The organism is Limosilactobacillus avium (assembly GCF_947381485.1).
Taxonomy (GTDB): Bacteria; Bacillota; Bacilli; order Lactobacillales; family Lactobacillaceae; genus Limosilactobacillus; species Limosilactobacillus avium.
Genome location: NZ_CANCWN010000006.1, coordinates 53,614 through 77,105 on the forward strand (window position 1 = coordinate 53,614; position 23,492 = coordinate 77,105).

The window sequence follows — 23,492 nt, forward strand, 5'->3', positions numbered from 1 at the left end:
TCATTCCTCCTTTAGATTCTGTAATTATTATGTGAGTTAAAACGCAAACTTTCTATGTCATTTTTAATCACTTTTTTGCGAAAAAGGGGCTGCTCGCAACTGTTGGAATTATCATTAGTATTCCTCTCAAATATAAAAAAAGGCTGTCAAGATTGGCCTAGTGGTCGTCATGACAGTCGTTTTAATTTATAAATTGCGATGGAGAATGTTAAATTGTTGGTATCCTAATTCTTATCATCGAGCAGTTTAACAAGTTCTTTCTTGAGCAAGCGGTAACGGAGGCCATCCTTCTTATAGACGCAGTTTTGACAGTCGTTTGCGAGGAGCTGGGCCTCATCTTGGGGGTGGCAGAAGCCCTTAAGACACTGGCGGGCACTCGCTAGTTGCTGGTGACTGATTTCCTGTTGGAAGTGGGCATCCACGGCAGTTACCTGGGGCGAATACTTCTCCTGATAGGCGGACGGGGTGATCCCAAAGTGTTTTTTAAAGGCCAGGTTGAAGGACTTGACCTCGGTGAAGCCATTATTTAAGGCAACCGTACTGATCTTTTCGTGAAGGTGGTTAAGTTCGCTGGAAGCGTGCTGGAGCCGTTCCCGGGTCAAGAACTCGTAGAAGCCGATCCCGAAGTGCTGCTTGAACAGCTTTGAGAAGTAGGGTTTCGAGTACCCGTACTTTTTCGCCAGCATGTCCAGGCTGAGCGGGCGTTGGTAGTCCTTTTGAATGTCCTTGGCCACCTGGGCAAAGTAAACGTTACGTTGCTTGGGCGCCTGGGCGCGGTCCGTAGGGGTAAAGAAGTTCTCGTACAGTAAGCTGGTCAGGCGGAAACAGGCACTATTTTTTTCAAAGGGGTTCTTTGCAAAGTAGAGCTGGCCAACCGCCTGGCGCAGGGCCGGGTAGCTGTGGTGGTGGCGGTTAAGGGCACTGTTTAAGTTGAATTTTCCGGTGTTCAGTTGAATCCCTTGTTCTTGAAAGAAGGCGGGCTGGATATGGGTCCGGATGGCTAAGGTGTTGGGGTGGGCAGCCAGAGTAGCGTGGCCCTGGTTGGCGTTGATGAGGATCATGTCAGCGGGGGCGAGCTGGTACTGGTGGCCGTCAACATTGACAATTACCTGCCCCTGAATCACCAGTAGTAGCTCGATTGCGGGGTGCCAGTTGTAGTGGTAGTTACCAATGGCGTAAATAAGTTGGTCAAAATAAGAACTGATTGCTTTTGAAAGACCCATGAGCACTTCTCCTCCTTTATTACCTTACCTATTATTATATAGCGAATCGTGTCGCTTCGTCTTATCATAAGCTTTTCCTTTTTGGTGGTTTTAGCGTAGTATTTAACTTAAAGGGGATGAGAACCATGAATACCCGTGACCTCCAATATTTTGTGGCCCTGGTTAAATACAAGAATTACACCCAGGTAGCAAAGCACTTTAAGGTGTCACAACCGACGATCACCCAGTCGATCCAACGGCTGGAGCGTGAATTTAACACGAAACTTATTCGCAAAGACAAAGTCCACCGGGATGAGATGGTCACCCGGAGTGGGATGATGCTGTTTGAAAACGCCAAGGTAATCAATAAGAAGATTTCGTTAATGCACCAGGAAATCAGCCGGGCTAACCAGCGGCAGATCCGCTTCGGCCTCCCACCCATTATTGGTAAGATGTACATCTCAAAGATCGTCCAGCAGACTCCGGAAAACGTCATGCAGCGGTTGAAGATTGTGTCGGTCGGGTCTCACGAACTGCTGAACCGCTTGCAGGAGGGAAAGATTGATATTGCTATTTTGGGGTCCAATCACCTAATTAACCAGCCCGGAATCTTCGCCAGCCTGATCACGACTAGGCCCTATAACATCATTGTCAGTGACCAGAACCCCCTCGCTAAGCGTAAGGCGGTCTTTTTCAAGGAGCTGGCCAATGAGTACTTCATTAATTATGACCAGCAGTACGTCCACCACGCCGCTTTACAAGCGTATTGCGCATATGCGGGGATCAATCCCCAGATGGGTGACTACCGGGTTCCTGATATCTCCTGGGTAAAAGAACTTGTCCGCCAGGATCTCGGAATCAGCCTGATGGCCAAGGATGCCTTGCAAAACGAACCCGGGATTGTCTCCATTGCCATTAAGGACCCTCTTCCGGAAAAATTCACAATCTCGGTTGCCACCCGTGAGGGCTATGTTTTGACCCCCGACGAGGCCGCTTTTGTAGAGGAATTAAAGGGGATCAAGTGATTTTCTAAGCAATGTTGACAAGGGACGTATAATGGTAATTGTGAAATTGGATTAACATTATTACGTGACATTAAGCGGAGGAAAATTGTAATGAGTAATGACGACGAACTGCTGTCAGGCAAGTTTCAGCCGACACCTCATCTATCGAATAAACACCACATGGCCATTCCGTGGCACGACTTCTTTACGAACGATAATTTTACACCGGCCAGTGAAGCGAATCTGATCGAACGGGCAGCCATTGTGGGCCGGATTGGTTTGATGATGCTCTCTTACGGAACCGGGGCATGGCGAGTTCGTGACTCGATGAACATTGTCGCCCGGAAGTTAAAGATGACCTGTTCAGTTGATATTGGTCTGGTTTCCCTCGAATACACCTGCATGGATGCCCACCACAGTTACACGCAGGCCCTGTCGCTGCCGACAACCGGGGTCAACACGACGAAGCTCTCCCACATGGAACAGTTTATCCGGGACTTCGATGCGCACGGGGATTCGATGACGATTGGGGATATCCATGCCCGCCTGGAAAACATCGCCCATTCCAAGGGTAATTATGCACCGTGGCAGGTCGGCTTGGCAGCGGCCCTCGCCTGCAGCGCCTTCGTTTTCCTCCTCGGTGGGGGACCAGTCGAGATGGTCTGCAGCTTCATTGGTGCGGGGCTAGGTAACTATGTCCGGCGGAAGATGAGTGATCGTCACATTACTTTGTTTGCGGGAATTGGGGTCGCGGTGGCGGTCGCCTGCCTGTCCTACCTGCTTTCGCTAACCATCCTACAGATGGGCTTTGACGTTAGCTCCCGCCACGAAGCAGGTTACATCGGGGCAATGCTCTTTGTCATCCCCGGCTTCCCATTCATCACCAGTGGCCTGGACCTTTCTAAGCTGGACATGCGGTCGGGACTTGAACGGTTGGCCTATGCGGCCTTGATTGTGGTCGTGGCCACCGTGGTCGGTTGGGTAGTCGCCATGGCGGTAAACCTGCGTCCCGAGAACTTTCCGACAATTGCCTTATCACCGCTGGCCTACATGCTCTTGCGCCTGCCAGCTAGTTTTTGCGGTGTCTTTGGCTTCTCAATCATGTTTAACAGTACCCCGAAGATGGCGGCACTGGCTGGCCTGATTGGGGCGGTGGCCAACACCACCCGCTTGGAACTAGTCGACTTGACCGTCATCCCGGCAGGGGCGGCCGCCTTCATTGGTGCCGTAATTGCCGGACTACTTGCCTGGGTGGTTAAGAAGAAGGTTCGCTACCCACAAATTTCCATCACGGTGCCATCGATAGTTATCATGGTCCCGGGGCTGTACATGTACCGGGCAATGTATAACATCGGTTTAACTTCCATCAGTGTGGGGGCTTTGTGGTTCAGTAAGGCCCTGATGATCATCATCTTCTTGCCCCTCGGTCTGATTACGGCCCGGATTCTTACCGACGTTAAATGGCGCCATAATGGATAGGGTGGTCTGATGATAATTAAGTACCCACCAGAATTATTAGATGAGGTGAACAGGCGGACGGCTGACCGGAAGCTCACCGGCTTTACACCGGGGCAGGGACCAATGTACCCGGACCTGATGCTCGTCGGTGAGGCCCCTGGTCGCCATGAGGAACAGGTTAACATTCCGTTCTCCGGCGCCTCGGGACAGGAGCTGATGCGTTTCTTAGCCTCAATCGGCTACTCACGTGCGAACACCTACATCACCAGTGTTGTCCGTCGCCGGCCGTATTCAATCAAGCGGGTCCGGGATAAAAAGACCGGTAAGGTGGTGGAGAAAACGCCCAATCGGACGCCGACTAAATCAGAAGTATTGGCCTTTGCACCGCTGTTTGACTGGGAACTGGCGACGGTCCAGCCGCGGATCATCGTACCGCTCGGTAACACCGCCCTGCAACGCTTGCTGGGCCCGCACGCAAATATTGGCGACCTCCATGGGCAGAAAATTGTCCAACCCATTCAGCAGGCCACTCCGGATCACACGGGCTACCAGTGGACGAAGAAAAAGTACCTGCTTGTTCCGATGTACCATCCCGCCGCGGTCCTGTATGCCCGGCGGCTGATGCCCACGGTAGAGGAAGACTGGCAAAAGTTAGGAAAGATTATTAAAAGCAACTGATCACACTTGGTGGTCGGTTGCTTTTTGAGTGGTTGTCAAAGAGTGATGGACGGTGTTATAATGCGCCTATCTTAGGTATTTGCAGGCGAAACCTACACCCAACTTTGCCGTCGATGGAAAGGAAAACAGATGCGAGTTAATGTTTTACAACACACGCCTAACGAAGGTCCGGGATCGATTCAGGACTGGGCACACGTTAACCACCATGCTTTCTATGTTTACCACCCTTACCAGTTTGGTAACCTCCCGACGGCTGATGAAACGGACCTGCTGGTTGTCCTCGGCGGGCCGATGAGTCCCAACGATGACCTGCCCTGGATTAAGCAGGAGCGGATTTTGATCCAGGAGCTGCTGGACCAGCACAAGCCAATCTTCGGGGCCTGTTACGGGGCCCAACAAATTGCCAAAACGCTGGGTTATCCAATCACTAAGGCTCCCCACAAGGAAGTCGGGTGGGCACCTGTCTACCGGCAAAGTGACGCCATTCCTGGTATCCCTGAAAAGTTGGTTGCCCTGCACTGGCACGAAGAAATGTTCACGGTCCCAGATCAGGCCCAGCTCATCTTCAGTAGTGACCTGGTAAAGAACCAGGGCTTCTTACTGGGCGACAACGTCATTGGCCTGCAGTTCCACTTTGAGCCCCTGATCGATAATGTCCGTGAAATGGCCGTCAACGATGATGGCTATCCCCTGGACCACAATGACCTCCACCAGACACCGGCGGAGATTATTACCCATGGGGTTCCGGACGAAAACAAGCAGGTAATGTTCAAACTGCTTGACTTCATCACTAAGTAAGCTGGAATGTTATACTTTTGTCGTTAGCTTATTTATAATAAGAAACTAGTATGAAAAGGCTGGAAACCTGTTTTCCAGCCTTTGTTTTGGTTAAAAAAGGAGGTAATCGTTTGGAAGCAAATCAACGACGAACACTCGTCACCGGGGCACTCCTTCTCTCCAACATCATGGCGGGGATGGATGCGACAATTGTCAACACTGCCCTGCCGGCCATCACCAGTGACCTGCACGGCCTACAATACATGGGCTGGATTGTGGCTACTTTCCTATTAGGAATGGCCGTGGCAACCCCACTGTGGAGTAAGATGGGGGAGCACAAGGGAAATAAGCGGGCGTACATCACCGCTACGCTATTGTTCCTTGTGGGGGCGATCTTTCAAGGAATCGCGCCCAATATCCTGTGGTTTATCATCGCCCGGACGGTCATGGGAATCGGTGCCGGAGGAATGAACACCATCCCCTTCATTGTCTATGCGGAACTCTACCAGAATCTCCGCAAGCGGGCGGAAGTGCTGGGCATCTCTAGTGCCTGTTTCGGGACGGCTTCGATTATTGGGCCCCTCCTTGGTGGGTGGATCGTTGATGTCCTCAGTTGGCACTGGGTCTTCTACGTCAACGTCCCAATTGCCCTAATTGCGATTACCCTGGTGGGGACCTTCTACAAGAGTCCTAAAAAGCAGGCCGCTGGTAAACCAGTCGACTACCTGGGCGCCTCCCTCCTAGTGGTTAGTCTGGTAACCATTTTGGTTGCGGTCCAGTTGATTGGGAGCGCAGCTGGCTGGTTAATCGGCACCCTCTTTGTGATTGGACTTGCCCTGCTCTTCTGGATGGTCCGCGTTGACAGCCGGGCTGTCGACCCGATTATCCCGAGTCGCTTGTTTAAAAACCGGGAGCTGGTGATTGACTTCCTCCTCTTTGTTATCATCTGGGGCTCCTTTATTGCCTTTGTTACTTACATCCCGATGTGGGCCCAGGGGATTCTTGGCTTGAGTGCCCTCCTCGGGGGGATGACCCAGATTCCGGGCGCGGTAACTAACTTCATCGGTTCCGAACTAGTACCCTTTCTCCAGGACCGGTGGGGGAAGTACTGGCTGGTGACCTGTGGGGCCGCGGCTATCTTCATTGCCTTTGTCGGTATCCTCGTTTGTGGCCAGGGCGCCCCATTCTGGGTCCTTCTCCTGATGGGCGCCTTTGAAGGCTTCGGGGTTGGCCTGGTTTTCAACATCCTGCAGATTAGCGTGCAGACGGATGCCGAACTGCGGGACGTGCCAATCGCCACCTCCCTGGGCTACCTACTGCGGATCCTCAGTTAGACCATCATGGCGGCGGTTTACGGGGTAATCCTCAACCAGGAGCTGTTCAAGGGAGTAAGGATGGCCCATGGCGACATCACGATGCAGATGCTGAACAAATTGTCGAATGCTGAGACCGCCAGCCAGCTCCCGCGTGAGCTGATTCCCGAAATGCGGCGGATCCTTTATTTGGGGTACAGAAATATCGTTATTGCGGCCATCGTTTTAATTGTCATCTCACTAATCGTTGTGGTGCCACTGTCATTGCGGCACCGCACCACAGCGGTAAAAAAGGGGTATGATGCTCACAACTAGGGTGAGTCACCATATCCCTTTTTTTATTTGCTGGGGTGGTTTTCGTGCCACCGCCTAATTTGTTCAAGCCGGGCTTTGAAGCGGGGTTCGTGTCCCTGGTCGGTTGGTAGGTAGAAGTGTTCGTTAGCAATTTCTGGCGGAATCGTCTTCATGGTCGTTAGTTTGTCCTTACTGTCGTGGGCGTACTGGTAGCCCTTGCCGTAGCCAAGCTGGTCCATCAGCTTGGTGGGGGCATTACGAATCTGCATGGGGACCGGTAAGTTACCGGTTTTTTTGATTACCTTCTTCGCCTTCTGACGAGCGGTATAGACGGCGTTTGATTTCGGTGCGCAGGCCAGGTAAATAACACATTCTGTGAGGTGGACGTCACACTCGGGCATCCCCAGAAACTGACAGGCCGAGAAGGTGTTAATGGCCACGTTTAGGGCGTTGGTGTCCGCCAGGCCGATGTCTTCACTGGCAAAACGGACGAGGCGGCGGGCAATGTATAATGGGTCCTCACCCCCATCCAGCATCCGCGAGCACCAGTAAACTGCCGCGTCAACGTCACTGTTCCGCATTGACTTGTGGAGGGCCGAAATGATGTTGTAGTGTTCCTCGTCGTGCTTGTCGTAGCGGAGTGACCGGGTGTTGATCAGCTGGCTGAGGTCGTCCTCCGTGATGGTAACCTGCTGGCCGTCTCGTTGGCCATTTAATACCGCCATTTCGAGGGTATTTAAGGCGACCCGGGCGTCCCCGTTGGCAAACTGGGCAATCAGGTGGATCGCGTCCGGCTGGCAGTCAACTTGCAATTCCGGGAAGCCGGCAGGATGGTGGAGGGCCCGTTTAATGACCTCCTCAATGTCCGCTGTGGTCAAGGACTTCAGGACAAACACCCGGCAACGGCTGAGGAGGGCGGAGTTGATCTCAAAGGACGGGTTTTCGGTGGTGGCCCCAATCAGGATAATGCTCCCCCGCTCAACAAAGGGGAGGAAGGCGTCCTGCTGGGCCTTATTAAAACGGTGGATTTCGTCAATGAAGCAAATCGTCCGTTCACCATATTCCCGGTTTTGCTCAGCCTCCTGCATAATCTTCCGGATATCCTTGATGCTGCTCGTTACCGCGGAGAAGGTAATGAAGTGGGCCTTTGCCCGGTGGGCAATGATTCGGGCGAGGGTGGTCTTACCCACACCGGGTGGCCCCCAGAATATCAAAGACGAGAGTTGGTCGTTATCAATTAATTCACGCAGAACTTTGCCGGGCCCAATCAGGTGCTGCTGGCCAACAAACTCGTCGAGGCTGGTCGGCCGGACCCGGTTCGCCAGCGGGGTCGCTTGGGGGTTCCCCTGGGCAAAGAGCGATTCTTGATGCATGTGAACACTTCCTTTCCCCTCATTCTAAATTAAATCTTAACAAAATTGAATCAATAAGCGTGTTACGATAAAGGTGGAATCAACGAATAAAGGAGAAACTGGGCATGGATCGATTAAAATTATTTCGTACTGGGATCGCGACCCGGGTAGCGGACAACTTTGAATCCAGCATTAAAGAGTTGCACCGTTGTGGGCAGAGCCGTTCCAATAAGTCCACCTTTGTGGAGATGGGCATTCAGCTCAGCGGCTTTAGACATTCATTATCAGACCCGCAGGCCTTTGATAAGCTACTCACGACGGCAGCAAAGGAAAATAAAGCGCCTTACGTGATGCCAGACGTCACGATGGGGATTAAATTACAGCAGTTTACCCAGGAGGGGATGCCGGTCTACGTCTTGAATGAACGGGGAAACGACCAGCGGGTTATTGTCTACCTGTGTGGGGGTGCCTACATCCAGCAGCCGGACAAGACCCACTGGGAATACCTGAACCGCCTTGCCCAACGGACGGATGCCAAGGTGGTTGTTCCCCTGTACTCCTTGGCCCCCAACGCCACTGTCCGTTGTGCCTACCAGCAGATTGGCCAGCTTTACGCCCGCTTGTACGGGAGTGCCCCGGCCAGTGACATTACCTTAATGGGGGATTCCGCTGGTGCGGGTTTGGCCCTGGGCTTTAGCGAATACTTGGGTCAGCGGGGCCTGCCCCAGCCTGGGCACCTGATCCTATTTTCACCATGGCTGGACCTCGACTTAAAAAACCCCCTGATTAAGAAGTACGAGGATAAGGACGTCACCCTTGCCTGCTGGGGTCTGAGAAAGATTGGCGACCTCTGGGCAGGAAACGTTGACCACCGTGACTTTCGGGTGAGTCCGCTCTACGGTGACATTGACCAGCTCCGGGACGTAACCGTCTTTGTAGGGACCCGGGAAATCATGTACCCAGACGTCAACGCCCTGGTTCAAAAGCTCCGGGACGCCCAAATCAACGTTGACTACCACGTTGGTCGGCGCTTATTTCACATTTACCCCCTGTACCAGGTTCCTGAGGCAGAAGAAGTAATGACGAAGGTTGTTGAAGTTGTTAATCGGTAAATTTATGAGGTGATTTTTGTGAGTAAAGTAGCAGTTGTCTTTGCACCCGGTTGTGAAGAAGTTGAAGGATTGAGCATCGTTGATGTTTTGCGCCGGATGGGTGTTGAAACCACGATGGTGGGCCTGGAAAATAAACAAGTTCCCGGGGCCCACGGAATTGAACTGACCTGCGATACGACCCTTGATGACCACTTGCTGGACTATGATGTCGTTGCCTTCCCCGGTGGCCGTGGTGGTGCCGAGAAGCTCGGTGCTAACCAGCAACTGGCGGACTTAATGAGAAAACGTAACGCGGCTGGTAAGTGGGACGCGGCAATGTGTGCGGCCCCAACAGCCCTTGCCAAGTACGGCCTGCTGGACGGCAGTGACTATACCTGCTTCCCCGGTTTTGAAAAGCAGATTGACCAAGTCGCTAAGGGCGCCCACTTTAAAGAAGACATTACCGTGGTTGATGCGGGCCATAAGATTATTACGAGTCGGGGTCCGGCAACGGCATGGGCATTTGCCTACCAGATTGCTGAGGTGTTGGGCTTAGATACCAAGCAGATCAAGCACGAGATGCTTTATGACTACTTGATGGCACAGAAATAGATATTTGGGGTAGCCCTTTAAAAACACGAAAAGGCCGTTAGCGTTCGAAATTTCCGGACACTAACGGCCTTTGGTTTACTGTATTGTAGTATTCTGGGGAGTACCGTAAGGCTGGGAGAAAACTTTGTTTTCTCACCAGCCTCTTTTAGTTTTCCGAATATTACAACGTAGTTACGGGAAACCGAATAGGCTTGCTCCGCGTCGTAAGCGCATCCCTAGCGTCTAGCGCAGCGGAGCAAGTCTATTCGACTACGAACGAAGGCTGACGCTTTCAGCGTCAACCTCCGTCCTATGCTAGCCGTACGGGATGCCGAGAAGCTTATTTCCCAGCCTTATTAATTATGGTTGGCCCACCACATGAAGAGGTGGCGCCGCTGCTGGTCGACCCGTTGGTTAACAACACTGACGAGGATCAACATGTTTGCAACCAGTGAATTCTTCTTCCGGTAAGCGATGTAACGTGAGGACCAGTGGGATGCATACTTATCCTTGTAGTGCCGCAGCCCCTGGAACCCATAGAGGTGGTAACCATACTCGTAGATGAAGTGGGCAATCTTTTCTTCCAGGAAACTAAATTGGTATTCACCGACGTTCGATAAGGGAGCCATCCCCAGGTCAAAGTAGGTATAGCCGTTTTCCTGACCATACTGGTACATGCTGATGAAGATTTTATCCATGATTCCGGAAGGGGCGTCCTTGCTGTGCCGCATCAGGTCGATAGTCAAGATCTCTTTTCCACCGGTCGGCATGAAGGTCGCAAAGGCCACCAGCTTGCCGTCCTTATCCCGCACCGTTCCCACGGGCGCCTGGTTGATGTAGTAGGGGTCAAAGAAACCAAGGGAAAAGCCCTTCTCGACCTGTTCACCGAGCCAACTGTCTGACACGGTCTTCAATTCCTTCAGCTGGTCGTCACTAAATGGCGGGTTGATTACCGAGAATTGGTAGCCTTCCCGGTCAAACTTGTGCATGAGGGCCCGCTGTGAACGCTGCTTTTTGCCAGCCAGGGTAAAGTCAGCCAGGGTGACTAGGCCGCTTTCACCGGTCTTGATAAAGTCAAAGCCAAATTCGTGGAGGAGCATGGTAAGCTTGCTCGAAACCTCGTAGAAGACGATCTCGTAGTCGTAGCGATCCGCTTCCCGGACAAACTGGCGAATGGCCTCGCGGAGGACCGCTTGGTTACCAACGGGGTCCCCCATCACGACGAGCCGGTCATACTTGCGCCGGTACATGAAGAAGAGCTGGTCTTGCCCATCCTTTTGGTAGTAGTAAAGGTTCTTGTCCCGCAGAAAGGCCAGGTGGCTGGTCTCGTTTCCCCCGAAGGTATCGATTACCTGGCGGGCCCGGTCGGCATTAAAGCTTTGGACTGCACTGAAGGGGTCCCGCTTGGCCGTGAAGTACCAGATGATTAAAAGCATTAGGACCAAACCGAGGCCCAGCCCGATAAGGCCGGAGAGCCAAACCCGTTCACCAGGGAAGAAGAGAAAGGCGGGCACCCGGTGCTTGCTAGCGTATTGGGGAGCATTGATGACCCCCACAATGACGTAGAGAATGCAGCTGCCAGCGAAAATGAGGCTGTCGGTGATGAACTTACCAAGGGAATACTGGAGCTTCTCCCGGTACAGAACGTGCTTGGACATCAAGACCAGAAGGAGAACGATTACCAGGTAGATGGTCAAACTAATCGTGCCGAGGTTCCAAATGGTGTTGGCAATCCCAATTAAAAGAAGGGCCAAAGTTGGCCAGTAGGCCCGTTTAACCTTCGCCTGGAGCCCCCGGGCACACGCCAGCATGGCGATCGCGAAGAGGATGGTGGACAGCTGGTGAATAAAGAAAAAGGTGTAGGGGTACAGGTGCTGAATAATCTTATTTTCTGCCGTCAGGTCCGGGATTGAGGCGGTTAGTAGCATCAGGACTCCCGAGATGTACATGAAGGCCGTAATCAGGTAGTAGGCGGTCTTGCGGAGCATCATTAGCGGCAGACCGTCAAAGAATTCGTTGACCTGGTGGGCCAGGTTATGGATGAAGAGCAGTCCGGCCAGGATGAGGGGGACAATGTAGTAGAAGATCCGGAAAAGGAGAATCCAGATAACGATTGTTGTCTTTGGGACTCCCAAGAGGGAAAGCTCAAAGACCATCATGACGTCGAACGAACCCAGCGCCCCCGGAATCATTGAGAGAACCCCAATTACCTGGGCAACGGCGTAGAGGGGCAAGACGTTGATCAGGTTGTTGCGGATTCCCAGACACCAGCCGACGAGGAGGAAGAAGAGGGCAACAAAGAGCCATTCGAGAGTTGAGCTGCCGACAATGAATGCTTCAAGCTTGGGAGTGACCTCCTTGAAGAGGCGGTTATTATTAACGAGGGTAAAGTAAAGGACAACCGGGAAGTATAGGCCGCCACCAACTAGCCAAATTGCGTACTGGTTAAAGTGGCCACCGTCGTGGAAGCCAAACATCACGATCAGGGCAATCCAGCAAAGGATTGAGAGCCCCGACAGGAGGAAGACGGCGATCTTAGAAATTGCCAGGAGGATATCCTTCTTTGTAGCACTCTTCCGGTAAAAGTAGGCCCGCAGAGTTGCCCCGAGGATTCCACCGAAACCGGCGATATTCGTCAGTGTGTTGGTGATCCAGCCGCAGCGGATAATATAGGAACGGGAAAACTTCCCCGGTAGAAAGTGGACGATGGTAAAGTCGTAGCCAAGCATGGGGACGACGGCAATGCAGCCCGTGATTAACAGAAAAATAATGCTGGTCCAGGAAAGACTTGCCAGCCCAACACCGACCTGGTGCCATTCGACCGTTTTGAAAAAGCTGCCGAGGGCGTGAATGACAAATATTAGGACCGAAGTGACGAAAAGTAGTTTGACGTAGCGCGAATACTTTTCCCACCAGGTGATAAAGTGGTTGCCCAGTGATTGCATATCATAATCTCCTTTGGACGTGTAATCATAATTACCGCATTTGGCGGTTAATTAAAACGATTCCCTTATAAAATTAATAAACTAACATAACCATTATAAGCTATTAGAAAATTAATTATGGGAAAAATCAAAATTTTAGTTGACGGGGGCGCAAAAGTTTCGTATACTCTTAATTGTTGTCAAATGGTCCGTTGGTCTAGTTGGTTTAGGACGCATCCCTGTCACGGATGAGATCACGAGTTCGAGTCTCGTACGGACCGCTTATATTGATTGAAGTTGAGTCGTTGCACTCAACTTTTTTTGTGCACAAAAGGAGAAAAGCAATGCAAGCAAGTTGGGTTTACAACGGTACGGAACCAATGAAAATTAAGAAGTTCTTACAGTCACTGGGGATGGGGCACCGCCTATTTAACGATATCAAGAAGGGACAGGGTGAATTTCTCGTGGACCATCGCGTTATCCGGCCAACGACAAAGATCCTTCCCCACCAACCGTTGACCATTAAGGTGGCTCCCGAGATGGCGGACCCCCAAGTAAAGGTCAGTCATGCGCCGCTCAAGCTTGTTTACGAAGATGACAACTGGCTGGTAGTCGACAAGCCGGCGGGAGTAACTTCGATTCCTGGCCCCACCGTCGATAACGACACGGTGCTGAACCGGGTAACGGGCTACCTGATTGCCCAGCAGTCGCCAGACCAGCGGCCCCACCTGATTACCCGTTTAGACCGTGATACGGGTGGGCTGATGTTGGTCGCTAAACACCACGTAGCCTCCAGCATGATTAGCCAGCAGGTCCAGCAGCACCGGATGCTTAAGGAATACACGGCAATCGTCACGGGTTCTTTTGAAGCGGACCATGGGACGATTGACAAGCCGATTGCCCGGCGGGAAGGGCAGGCCCAACGGGTAATCGCGGCGGATGGCCAACCGGCGGTCACTGAGTACTGGGTCGAAAAGAGTGCAGCTGGATTTTCACGGGTCCGGGCCCGTCTGCACACCGGGCGGACGCACCAGATCCGGGTACACTTTGCGGCAATCGGTCATCCCCTGGTTGGTGACCCCCTGTATGGTGGGGACACGAGCAAGTACCAAACACAGCTCCTTCATGCCAGCAAGTTGGCGTTTATCGACCCATTTAGCCAGAAGCAATTGGCGTTTACCTCACCGTTGCCGGATGAATTTGAGATATAAAACAAAACGACTCCTTGTGTCTCAGCGGACACGAGAAGTCGTTTTATTTTACTATTTAAGCATTGCCTTAACTGCCTGTGCCTGGACTTCTTGTTCAGCCTGGAGGGTAACGCGTTGAATTTGACTTGCGGACATCTTAGGATTCTGGGCGAGTGCCTGTTGAACCTTAGCGGCAACGGCTGACCGGCCCTGTTCAGCAGCAGTAGCCTGGGCCTTCTTTGCGGCTGGTGAAGCTGCCTGTTTCTTCAGCTGGCCTGCTTGCTTGGTGGTAATTTTGACATAAGCCTGGGGGTACTCCAGGACGTTGGTCCGCTTGACGAGGGTCCCGTCCATCCCCGTACCCATGTACATGATCCGGAAGAAACCGTTATTGTAACGCCACCGCGTTTCCGTCGTAACCAGGCGGGGTGTTAACCGCTTCGTCCACTTGATTTTGCTATGGGTGTACTCGTTGGCCTGGGTATGATCAGGCGTCTTTTGCCGTTTCTTACTGTTGTAAATGTAGACGTCATCTTTGCCACTCGTGCCGACTGGCTGGTAGAGGGCCAGGGGGAGTGACGAGTTGGATGCAGAATAGATAACCTTCTTGGTAGTGGTCGTTTCCTGGTGCATCCCAAAATGGTGACTGTAGTTAAGGGTCATCATGGCGGTTGAACCCACAAAGATAATGCCCATTAGGATTGTAAGGGGGACGCGGACTTGCAGCCGATTAATGAACATGATGCTGGCAAACAGCGCAACCGCTGATGCGAACATAATAATGATGATCAAGTTACTTCTCCTCCTTTTCTTTCATATCTGCCGAGTCAATCCGGAGGTGAATCCCGTTTCCGCTCGTGACAAAGAAGGTCAAAATCAGTCCTAAAATTGAGAAGATGATTGCAAACCAGAATGCGGCGTGGTAGCCCATCAAGGTTGCGTCAAACATCTGTGATTTGTACTGGAGCGGGGAGGCTTTTAACAGGGCGTGGCCGGGTTGGTTATTCTTGGTCACGTTGGTTAAAACCGAAATCATGATCGCGGTCCCGACCGAGGTGGCAACCTGACGGAGGGTGTTGTTAACCGCGGTCCCGTGTGAAATTAAGTTGAACGGCAGCGAATTCATGCCGGCTGTCGTGACGGGCATCATCACCATAGAGATTCCAAACATCCGGACAGCGTACAGGAAGACGATGTAGATTGTCGGGGTATCCCGGGTGATGAAGGCAAACGGGAGAGTGCCAACAGTCAGGATAAACATCCCGGTGACGGCCAGCCGCTTGGCCCCGTGCCGGTCAAAGAGGTTCCCGGTAATTGGGCTCATGATCCCCATGAAGAGGGCCCCAAATAAGAGGGTCAGTCCGGAATGGAAGGCCGACATACCGTGGATGATTTGCAGGTAAAGGGGAATTACCAGTTCCACCCCGACCATTGCCATCATGACGATTGAGCTAAGGATGGTTGCCAGGGTAAATTCACCGCTCTTGAATACCTTGAATTCCAGGAAGGGTTCATCCAGCTTATTCTGGCGAAGAACCAGGAAGACAACCAGGATGGCCCCAATCACGATGGTTGCCAGGACAACTGGGTCCGTCCACCCCTTGTCACCGACACTCGAGAAGCCGTAGAGCATGTTTCCGAAGCCGAGGGTTGAGATAATAACGGAGAGCCAGTCCAACTTGGGCCGCCGGTTAGGAATAACGTTTTTAACCAGGACAAAACTAGCAATGATTACGAGGGCAGCAATGGGAACGATCATCCCGAAGAGCCACCGCCAACTGTAGTTATCAATTACCCATCCGGAAAGGGTCGGGCCAATTGCGGGGGCCAGGCCAATTACCAGGCCGTTGATTCCCATGGCGGCGCCCCGCTTTTCTGGCGGATAAATCGTCAGCATAATATTTTGCATCAGGGGCATGTTGATGCCGACCCCCACGGCCTGAATTAGCCGGCCGGTTAAGAGGGCCGCAAATGAGGGGGCAAGCCATGAGAGGATTGTTCCAATCTCGAAGACAGTCATGGCAATAATAAAAAGCCTCTTGGTGTTGAACCGGCTACTGAGGTAGGCACTAATTGGGATCATGATCCCGTTGACCATTAAGAAACCGGTTGTCAACCATTGCACGGTGGAAGTGCTGATGTCAAAGGCCTTCATTAATGCCGGAAAGGCCGTTGACAAAATCGTCTGGTTAAGGATGGTACAGAAGGCTCCAATTAATAGGACCAAAACCATCAATGAACGATTATATGGTTGACCATTGATATCAGTGGTTGTTTGAACCTTATCATTCACTATCAAAGAACCTCTTTTCTCCAAAAATGTTAACAAGAACTAATAATAGGATAATTCAACACCTTTGTCAAATAATTTGACAAAGGTAACTAGTTATTTATAAAATATAGCTGAAAATATGGAAAGGCAGGAAGATATACGTGTTAAAGGATCAGTTTCGGCGGATGCTAAGTGACGACAAGCTGCAAATCACCATGACCGAATTAGCCCAGGTCACGGGGGTGTCGACTAGCCAGATCCGTTATTGGGAACGAAAGGGCTATATTAAGTCCAGCCAGGATGAGAAGAATAAGAACCACCGCTTCAAGTTATTTACTATTTTCCGGGTATACACAATTAAGTATTTCTTAGACCAGGGCTACACGCTGGCAATGGCGGTCCAAAAGGAACAGGAACGGCAGAAGCTTGGTAAGATCTTTCAGCGCTTCATGGCTGACCAGATCGTTGATATTCACCAGGATGAAGACGAAAGCGGCGAAGTTGTCCTGGGAAAACTGGCTGAGGATCCGACGAAGGAGGTCTACGCCAAAGTTGACCAGGATGGTTCGACCCTTCACCTGCGCAGTGTGAATCCCCAGTCGTCGCATTAACCATTTGACCACTTTTGTGTTATGGTAAAAATGAAGTACTATGATATGAAGGGAACGAGTAACGTGAGTCAAACTTATAGTGAACTTAGCGGTGACGCTAAGGAAAATGCGCTGCGGTCTTTTATTGGATTTTACGTTAATCAGTACGAAGCCGGTAGCCTGGAAATCTTGAGTTCTAAGGTTTCCAATGAAGTGATGAGTTCAATCAACGAAATTCTTAACCAAAACAACTTTATGGGCCATGGCGAACTGGTCAACGAAAGTTTACGGCTGTGCAAGCCTTACTATGAAGCAATCTTGAATAAGTTGACGGACACCGAGTTTGATGATGATGGTGAACCGGTTGTGGCTTGGCCAGACGCTTGGGAAGACCAGGAAGAACAGTTGCCAACGGAGGATTAGGTTAAAAGTTGGCAAATAACTTCTGAACGTTTTGTAAATGGTAGGTTGGCTGACTTCAGAAATATATTCTGATGTGAAACTGGCCTTGGTTTTTTTACAATTAAAAACTGAAAAAAGGGTGGGGAAAACTGCAATTTTCCCCACCCGCTACTTTTTTTATGGCCGAAAAGCGAGTAAACTAAAGCCGTTACGGGAAATATGATTGGGCCTGTCCTAATCTTGTCCCTAATTATTCGCAATGTCGGGGGAGTAAATATATGGAAGAAAAAAAGCATTTCAAACTGTTCAAAGCCGGTAAAAACTGGTGTACGATGGCAATTGCTGTCCTCGCCACTGGTGTTGCACTGACGGCCGCCACAACGACTGGTCACGCTGATACGACGACACCGGTTGCTGAACCACAGACGACGGCCACTGTTCAGACCGACCAGGCAGCAGCCACGGCAACGAACACCACTACGACCAACGCCACTAACCAGCAGAACACGGCCCAAAGCAATGTCGACTACCGGACACCGGTAAACAATGGTTGCCTTGATGGTGCGGCTAGTGACGGTCAAAACAACGTTGTCTTCACTGGTTGGCACGCAACTAACCAGTACCACCAGGGGATGAACCACTTTGTAATCGTCCTGGACGGTAATAACCACGAGTTATACCGGACAACGGTTAACGAGCAGGACCGCCCGGACGTTCAAAAGGTTTACCCTAACGCCCCAATCGCTGCTAAGGGTGGTTTCTCAGTCAAGGTCCCAGAAAGTCGGCTGTTCAACACGGACACCCTGCAACTGGTTTCTCGTTACACCAACGATAAGAATGGTGAACCAAACGGCGGTGCCGACTTCTGGTTCCCAAAGGTTCAGACCAAGAGTGGCTGGCTTGACCAGTTTAAGGCCACGGGTAACCAAATCACGGTTGCCGGCTGGCACGCGGACGACGCTAGCGCCAAGGAAGGTACCCACTACCTGATCCTGTTCGACCGCACCAAGAACCATGAAATTGCCCGTCAAGTCGTTAAGAACGTCGCTAGTGACGATGTTGCCAAGGTTTACCCACGGATTGCTAACGCCAACAAGGCCCGCTTTACGGCCAGCTTTGCAATCAACCCAAGCATGCTCAACAATGACGAGTTAGTTTTGATTAGCCGTTACAGTGATCCACAGGATGTTAATAAGCAGGGTGGCTATTCTGACTACTGGTTCAATAATGTTGTCCGGCTGAATAACAACAAGGCCGGCTACCTCGATAACTTCTATGTTGACGGGGCTAACAACCGGGTCGTTGTTTCTGGTTGGCATGCCGACGGGCGTTCGACCCTCGACACTAACCACTTCCTGATCCTCTTTGACCAAACCGCTAACCGGGAAGTTGGTCGGCAAAAGGTCAACGTCACGGCAAGTAACGACGTGGCCGCAAACGGTTATGGCAACATCAGCAATGCTGACCAGTGTCGTTTCAGTGCAACCTTCAACGTTACGCCGGCAATGGTCGGGCACCGCTTCGTTGTCATTAGTCGTTACAGCAATGACAAGAACAACGGTGAGGGTGACCGCAGTGACATCTGGTTTGGTAACCAGATCAACCTGAACGGTAACCAGGCCTGGTTGGATAACTTCAGCCAAAACGGCACGACGATTAACGTTTCTGGTTGGCACGCAGACGACTACGCCAACGCTTACAAGCACCACTTCATCCTCCTTTTTGACTGGACAAAGGGGAAAGAAATTGTCAACAGAAAAGAAGTTACCAACGTTGCTAGTCCGGACATTCAAAACGCCTACGGGAATATCCTCGGGTCTAACCGGGCTCGTTTCAGCACGAGCTTTACCATTAACCCGGCGGACGTTCACGACGCCTTCCAAATCATCAGCCGGTACAGTAACCAAGCCGACGGTGAAGGTTTGTACAGTCAAAATTACATTGGCAACCGCCTTCTGAACGTTTACCAAAACCCTGGCTGGATGTACCAGATCAACTACACCCAGATTAAAGCTAACCCAGCCGAAGTCGGTCACAACATCGGCCCCGGCTACGAAGGGGTTAAGACTTACCTGATCAAGAGCAAGCTTGGTGACGCTAATATCCATAACCAATACACTTATGGTGACGGTTACGCCATTGCTAACTTCCAGCGTAGTCACGGTTTACCGGCCACTGGTTGGGTTGACCTGAACACCTGGAAGGCCCTTGGCTACTCTGCTGACCTGTGGTACGGGATTGATAGTTACGTTTCCCCAACCCTCACTAACCCAGCAGCTACCCGGCAACAACGGATTGATGCCATGATTGGTGCTGCCTACCAGTACATGGGCAAGCCATGGTGGGCCGGTTGTTCATCAATGCCGGCTTACGGGGTTGACTGCTCTGGTCTGGTTATGCAGGCTCTGTACGCCGGTGGTATTAACCCAACTTCGGCTAGCTCCACCCACCACGGTTACCCAGGTAACGAGTGGAACTCACAACAACTCTTCGCCGACCCCCACTTTATGAACGTTGGCTGGAACAACCGTCAACGTGGGGACCTGGTATTCTACTACGCTCCGGGCACCCGGACAATTTGGCACGTCGCCATCTTGATTGACCCGAATAGGGTTATTGAAAGTTGGCCACCATGTGTTATGGTTCAGCCAATCGTCAACGGTCAACGGAACGTGATCGCTGGTATTCGGCGGGTCTTCGCATAATTGAATAGAACTGCTTAAGGCACTGCCTGTTCACCCTGAACAGGTAGTGCTTTTTTTGAATTACTATAACTAGGTGTGGTAAAATAACAATAGTTTTATGTACGGATTTTAAATGATAGTAAACAGCTGAATAATTATTGCCGACCTTGTACCAACAAAGCGGCTCTTTTAGCTTACTTACTTTTCCGTTATGACGGTTGTTTTGTTAATCTAAGTAAATCTAGTAAAGGAAGGTATTATGGCAAAATTAAAAATTAAGAATAATGAAGTTGCCTTTTACGCCATGGGTGGCCTTGGCGAAATTGGTAAGAACATGTACTGTGTTCAGTTCCAAGACGAAATTATCATCATTGACTGTGGGGTCCTTTTCCCAGAAGATGAGCTGTTAGGGGTCGACTACGTTATCCAAAACTACGACTACCTGATTGAAAACAAGGATAAGATCAAGGGAATTTTCATTACCCACGGTCACGAAGACCACATTGGGGGACTTCCGTTCTTCCTGCAAAAGGTAAATGTGCCAATCTACGCCGGCCCATTTGCAATGTCACTGATTAAGGGGAAGCTGGACGAAAAGCACCTCTTACGGAGTGCAGAACTTCATGAGATCAACGAGTTCGATGAAGTGCATTTTAAGAAGCTTTGGGTCAGCTTCTTCCGGACGACCCACTCAATTCCGGACACCCTCGGGGTTGCGGTTCACACTCCCCAGGGAACAATCATCCAAACTGGGGACTTTAAGTTTGACCTGACCCCGGTTGGCCACTTGCCGGGTCCTAACCTTCAGCAGATGGCTAAGCTTGGTGACGAAGGGGTCCTTCTGTTGACCTCTGATAGTACGAACGCCGAACGTCCCCAGTTCACCAAGTCGGAACGGTGGGTTGATATCCACATCCGGAGAATCTTTGAACGAATCAAGGGCCGGATTATCTTCGCCTCGTTTGCCTCAAACGTTTACCGGCTGCGGGAAGCGTCGGATGCGGCCATCGCCCAGGGCCGGAAGATTGCCGTCTTCGGGCGGAGCATGGAAAATGCCATTGCGGCTGGTCAGGAACTCGGCTACCTCAACATTCCTGAGGACTCCCTGATTGACCAGAACGGGATTAACAACTATCCACCGGAGAAGGTCCTGATTATGTGTACCGGATCCCAGGGTGAACCAATGGCAGCACTGAGCCGGATTGCTAACGGGACCCACCGGCAAATCAGTATCCAGCCGGGGGACACGGTGGTCTTTTCCAGTAACCCAATTCCGGGGAACACCACCAGCGTTAACACCCTGATTAACAAGCTGGAAGAAGACGGTGCGAACGTTGTCCACGGTTATGTCAACAATATCCACACCTCTGGTCACGGTGGCCAAATTGATGAAGAGTTTATGCTCCGTTTGATGAAGCCGAAGTTCTTCGCGCCTGTCCATGGTGAATACCGGATGCAGAAGATCCACACCAAGCTGGCGGAAATGACCGGGGTACCGAAGGAAAATACCTTCATCCTGGCAAACGGTGATGTCCTGGCCCTGACCAAGGATAGCTGCCGGTTGGCTGACCACATTGACAGTGTCAGCGATGTCTACATTGACGGTCGTGACGCCGGTGACACGGTTGGTAACCCAGAGATTCGTGAACGGCGCCTGCTCTCCGAAGAAGGGGTGGTCACGGCAATCGCGGTTGTTGACTTAAAGGACTACCAGATTGTTGCGGGTCCGGACATTGTTTCCCGGGGATTCGTTTATATGCACGAATCTCAGGAATTGATCAAGGCTGCTAACCACGAAGTCTTCTGGGCCATCCTCAACACCTTTAAGAACCATAAGCATGTTGACCAACGGGCCCTTAACCGGACAATCGTTAGCCGGTTGCAGAAGCTGCTCTTTGAACGGACCGGACGGCGGCCGGTGATCATTCCGATGATCACGATTCTGAACGGGAACAACCGGGCAGAAAACCACCACTACCGTCACCCTAACCACGGTAGCCACCACAATAACAATAAGAAAAATAACGAAAAGCATTCCCAGCAACACAATGAGAAGGGAAAGCACCATACCAAGCAGGGTCACCACAAGAAGGAAGCTGTAAAGGCTTAGGCGGTCTAGCGTAGAGAATAGCTCCTGGCAGTCGGTATCATTACCGGACGTCGGGAGCTATTTTTGGCATTTTTATAGGTTGACCACTTAAAACCGCTTAAAAACTCTGGTATTATCGATACTAGCAATTATTTTAAGTTATTTAAGAGAGGAAGAAACCAAAATGACCGGAAGAGATTATTTACGAATCTGGTATCGGGTTCAAATTGGGGCCACATTGCTGATCCTCGCGATGATGATGGTCCGGAACTTTGAACTCGGCCGTCAAATGGTGGTAACACACCTCTTACCGACAGTGATTATTTTAGCCATTGGTTTGACGGTGGAGTTATTACCCAACTTACCAGAGATTGTTAAACGGCTGAATAGTTGGCTCCAGGGTTTAACCCAACCCCTTATTCAGGTTGTTGCTTGGGATGTTATTACCCGGGAAATTATTACCCTCCTGCGACTACCTTCACGGGGGGTCGTTTCCCTCATGATCTTATACTACTTAGTAATGTTTGCCCCGTTTGCCAGTGTAATTGGTGGGCAGCTGAAGACGAGTGTTGAGCGCTTTATCTTTGCAGTTTCAACCTTTCAGGTGGTTTTTATCGCACTAGCGGCCTTTCCGGATGCCTTAATTGACAACCATTTTCTGTACCTCCTGCTTGCCAGCGGGGCCGTGGGGGCAGTCGCTTACTTTGTGTTGATCACGACGGTAATGCGGGCCTGGAAGCTATCCTGGCCGGGGCTGAAGCCGCAGTGGTCAGGGGATTTTAACTGGTGGATTCTTGCTGGATTGGTACTAATTGACTTGGCCTTCACCTACCTAAACGTTGGCGGGGACATTGACATCACCAAGTCCAGCTGGCGGTACTTCCTGACCGCTGTTGAGGCTGGGGTGGCAGAAGAAACCCTGTTCCGCTTTGCCATCCTGGGGGTACTCTTCTATGCATGGCGGCGTTGGCGAAATCGTCTACCCCTGGCCCTGGCCACGAGCAGTATCCTGTTTGGCCTGGCCCACCTGACGAACGTCTTTGCCCAGAGCTGGGATAACACCCTGTTTCAGGCAGTTACCGCGGCTGGCATTGGCCTTTTCTTTGCGGTGGTGTACGTTTATACTGGTCAACTTTGGCTGGCAATGCTGATGCATGGCCTGCTCGATTGGACGAGTTTTACCTCATCGGGGGCCACTACCATGTCGGGAAAGCTTACCCTAAGTGATTGGATCGCTACCTTTATTGAAGTGGCCTTCTTTATCCTTATTGCGGTTTGGATGATGTATGGCCAACGGCGTCACGTGATGAACCGCCACGTTGCCCGGTTAACCGGCGATGAACAGCACTTCGACTTTCAAATTCATTATTAATTAATCAAACGAGAGGCTGGGAATTAACTATTATTTTCTAGCTTCTAACTAAGAAAATGCGAACTATGATTTTTGATTTAATCAAAAATTGTAGTTCGCATTTTTGGTTATTTACTAAAAAGGGTCTTAATTGGTTGATCATTTTACCCAATTTCGTTAAGTTCAATGCCATTAAGGTTAATCCGACATCATTTTCCACAGCCCGTTGG

At 51.1% G+C, this 23,492-nt stretch carries 17 protein-coding genes, 1 tRNA gene and 1 pseudogene; 14 read left to right on the forward strand and 5 right to left on the reverse strand.

The window, feature by feature from the left end:
- Positions 1-224 precede the first annotated feature (224 nt).
- Positions 225-1,223: an AraC family transcriptional regulator gene (locus QOS01_RS03490; protein WP_283621132.1), complete on the reverse strand. Its 999-nt coding sequence runs from the start codon at positions 1,221-1,223 to the stop codon at positions 225-227.
- A 125-nt stretch (positions 1,224-1,348) separates the two neighbouring features.
- Between QOS01_RS03490 and QOS01_RS03495 the strand changes: the two genes are divergently transcribed.
- The 5 genes and pseudogenes from QOS01_RS03495 to QOS01_RS03515 all read left to right on the forward strand — a co-directional run bounded on the left by QOS01_RS03495 (position 1,349) and on the right by QOS01_RS03515 (position 6,747).
- On the forward strand, positions 1,349-2,227 hold the full coding sequence (locus QOS01_RS03495; RefSeq protein ID WP_283621133.1) for a LysR family transcriptional regulator: 879 nt from the start codon (positions 1,349-1,351) through the stop codon (positions 2,225-2,227).
- A 90-nt stretch (positions 2,228-2,317) separates the two neighbouring features.
- Positions 2,318-3,685, forward strand: a complete 1,368-nt coding sequence (locus QOS01_RS03500) for a threonine/serine exporter family protein (protein ID WP_283621134.1) — start codon at positions 2,318-2,320, stop codon at positions 3,683-3,685.
- 9 nt (positions 3,686-3,694) lie between these two features.
- Positions 3,695-4,342 carry a uracil-DNA glycosylase gene (locus QOS01_RS03505; RefSeq protein ID WP_283621135.1) on the forward strand — a complete coding sequence of 216 codons (648 nt, stop codon included), beginning with the start codon at positions 3,695-3,697 and terminating at the stop codon, positions 4,340-4,342.
- 129 nt (positions 4,343-4,471) lie between these two features.
- The gene (locus QOS01_RS03510) at positions 4,472-5,140 is read left to right on the forward strand and encodes a type 1 glutamine amidotransferase (protein WP_283621136.1); all 669 of its coding nucleotides are present in this window, start codon (positions 4,472-4,474) and stop codon (positions 5,138-5,140) included.
- A gap of 110 nt (positions 5,141-5,250) precedes the next feature.
- Positions 5,251-6,747, forward strand: a pseudogene (locus QOS01_RS03515) (MFS transporter).
- A 23-nt stretch (positions 6,748-6,770) separates the two neighbouring features.
- Here the strand turns inward: QOS01_RS03515 and QOS01_RS03520 are convergent.
- Positions 6,771-8,099 (reverse strand): replication-associated recombination protein A, encoded by a 1,329-nt coding sequence (locus QOS01_RS03520; RefSeq protein WP_283621137.1) that lies wholly within the window; start codon positions 8,097-8,099, stop codon positions 6,771-6,773.
- Between the two features lie 104 nt (positions 8,100-8,203).
- On the opposite strand from QOS01_RS03520, the gene QOS01_RS03525 reads away from it, so the two are divergent.
- Together QOS01_RS03525 and QOS01_RS03530 are read left to right on the forward strand one after the other, a co-directional pair.
- Entirely contained in the window at positions 8,204-9,190 is a 987-nt protein-coding gene (locus QOS01_RS03525; protein WP_283621138.1) for an alpha/beta hydrolase fold domain-containing protein, read from the forward strand.
- Positions 9,191-9,208: 18 nt separating this feature from the next.
- Complete coding sequence (locus QOS01_RS03530; protein ID WP_283621139.1) at positions 9,209-9,781, forward strand: DJ-1 family glyoxalase III; 573 nt, start codon at positions 9,209-9,211, stop codon at positions 9,779-9,781.
- A gap of 335 nt (positions 9,782-10,116) precedes the next feature.
- On the opposite strand, the gene mprF is transcribed toward QOS01_RS03530, so the two are convergent.
- Positions 10,117-12,705: a bifunctional lysylphosphatidylglycerol flippase/synthetase MprF gene (gene mprF, locus QOS01_RS03535; RefSeq protein ID WP_283621140.1), complete on the reverse strand. Its 2,589-nt coding sequence runs from the start codon at positions 12,703-12,705 to the stop codon at positions 10,117-10,119.
- 185 nt (positions 12,706-12,890) lie between these two features.
- Between mprF and QOS01_RS03540 the strand changes: the two genes are divergently transcribed.
- Positions 12,891-12,965 (forward strand) — tRNA-Asp (locus QOS01_RS03540).
- Between the two features lie 63 nt (positions 12,966-13,028).
- Positions 13,029-13,895: an RluA family pseudouridine synthase gene (locus tag QOS01_RS03545; RefSeq protein ID WP_283621141.1), complete on the forward strand. Its 867-nt coding sequence runs from the start codon at positions 13,029-13,031 to the stop codon at positions 13,893-13,895.
- Between the two features lie 51 nt (positions 13,896-13,946).
- Here QOS01_RS03545 and QOS01_RS03550 read toward each other — a convergent pair whose 3' ends face one another.
- On the reverse strand, positions 13,947-14,666 hold the full coding sequence (locus QOS01_RS03550; RefSeq protein WP_283621142.1) for a DUF4811 domain-containing protein: 720 nt from the start codon (positions 14,664-14,666) through the stop codon (positions 13,947-13,949).
- Position 14,667: 1 nt separating this feature from the next.
- Positions 14,668-16,107 carry an MDR family MFS transporter gene (locus QOS01_RS03555; protein ID WP_283621149.1) on the reverse strand — a complete coding sequence of 480 codons (1,440 nt, stop codon included), beginning with the start codon at positions 16,105-16,107 and terminating at the stop codon, positions 14,668-14,670.
- Positions 16,108-16,331: 224 nt separating this feature from the next.
- On the opposite strand from QOS01_RS03555, the gene QOS01_RS03560 reads away from it, so the two are divergent.
- The 5 genes from QOS01_RS03560 (at position 16,332) to QOS01_RS03580 (ending at position 23,283) form a co-directional block, all read left to right on the forward strand.
- Entirely contained in the window at positions 16,332-16,757 is a 426-nt protein-coding gene (locus tag QOS01_RS03560) for a MerR family transcriptional regulator (RefSeq protein ID WP_408612446.1), read from the forward strand.
- Positions 16,758-16,802: 45 nt separating this feature from the next.
- Positions 16,803-17,159 carry a DUF3368 domain-containing protein gene (locus tag QOS01_RS03565; RefSeq protein ID WP_283621143.1) on the forward strand — a complete coding sequence of 119 codons (357 nt, stop codon included), beginning with the start codon at positions 16,803-16,805 and terminating at the stop codon, positions 17,157-17,159.
- Between the two features lie 257 nt (positions 17,160-17,416).
- Positions 17,417-19,843 carry a KxYKxGKxW signal peptide domain-containing protein gene (locus QOS01_RS03570; RefSeq protein WP_283621144.1) on the forward strand — a complete coding sequence of 809 codons (2,427 nt, stop codon included), beginning with the start codon at positions 17,417-17,419 and terminating at the stop codon, positions 19,841-19,843.
- A 238-nt stretch (positions 19,844-20,081) separates the two neighbouring features.
- The gene (gene rnjA, locus QOS01_RS03575) at positions 20,082-21,932 is read left to right on the forward strand and encodes a ribonuclease J1 (protein ID WP_283621145.1); all 1,851 of its coding nucleotides are present in this window, start codon (positions 20,082-20,084) and stop codon (positions 21,930-21,932) included.
- A 163-nt stretch (positions 21,933-22,095) separates the two neighbouring features.
- Positions 22,096-23,283, forward strand: coding sequence for a CPBP family intramembrane glutamic endopeptidase (locus QOS01_RS03580; RefSeq protein ID WP_283621146.1), 1,188 nt, complete (start codon positions 22,096-22,098; stop codon positions 23,281-23,283).
- Positions 23,284-23,492: the final 209 nt, after the last annotated feature.

Coding starts and splice junctions, on each gene's coding strand:
- QOS01_RS03520 (WP_283621137.1), bottom strand. CDS start 8,099: ATGCATCAAGAATCGCTCTTTGCCCAGGGGAACCCCCAAGCGACCCCG.
- QOS01_RS03495 (WP_283621133.1), top strand. CDS start 1,349: ATGAATACCCGTGACCTCCAATATTTTGTGGCCCTGGTTAAATACAAG.
- rnjA (WP_283621145.1), top strand. CDS start 20,082: ATGGCAAAATTAAAAATTAAGAATAATGAAGTTGCCTTTTACGCCATG.
- QOS01_RS03560 (WP_408612446.1), top strand. CDS start 16,332: ATGCTAAGTGACGACAAGCTGCAAATCACCATGACCGAATTAGCCCAG.
- QOS01_RS03510 (WP_283621136.1), top strand. CDS start 4,472: ATGCGAGTTAATGTTTTACAACACACGCCTAACGAAGGTCCGGGATCG.
- QOS01_RS03490 (WP_283621132.1), bottom strand. CDS start 1,223: ATGGGTCTTTCAAAAGCAATCAGTTCTTATTTTGACCAACTTATTTAC.
- QOS01_RS03570 (WP_283621144.1), top strand. CDS start 17,417: ATGGAAGAAAAAAAGCATTTCAAACTGTTCAAAGCCGGTAAAAACTGG.
- QOS01_RS03545 (WP_283621141.1), top strand. CDS start 13,029: ATGCAAGCAAGTTGGGTTTACAACGGTACGGAACCAATGAAAATTAAG.
- QOS01_RS03505 (WP_283621135.1), top strand. CDS start 3,695: ATGATAATTAAGTACCCACCAGAATTATTAGATGAGGTGAACAGGCGG.
- QOS01_RS03580 (WP_283621146.1), top strand. CDS start 22,096: ATGACCGGAAGAGATTATTTACGAATCTGGTATCGGGTTCAAATTGGG.
- QOS01_RS03525 (WP_283621138.1), top strand. CDS start 8,204: ATGGATCGATTAAAATTATTTCGTACTGGGATCGCGACCCGGGTAGCG.
- QOS01_RS03555 (WP_283621149.1), bottom strand. CDS start 16,107: ATGGTTTTGGTCCTATTAATTGGAGCCTTCTGTACCATCCTTAACCAG.
- QOS01_RS03565 (WP_283621143.1), top strand. CDS start 16,803: ATGAAGGGAACGAGTAACGTGAGTCAAACTTATAGTGAACTTAGCGGT.
- QOS01_RS03500 (WP_283621134.1), top strand. CDS start 2,318: ATGAGTAATGACGACGAACTGCTGTCAGGCAAGTTTCAGCCGACACCT.
- mprF (WP_283621140.1), bottom strand. CDS start 12,705: ATGCAATCACTGGGCAACCACTTTATCACCTGGTGGGAAAAGTATTCG.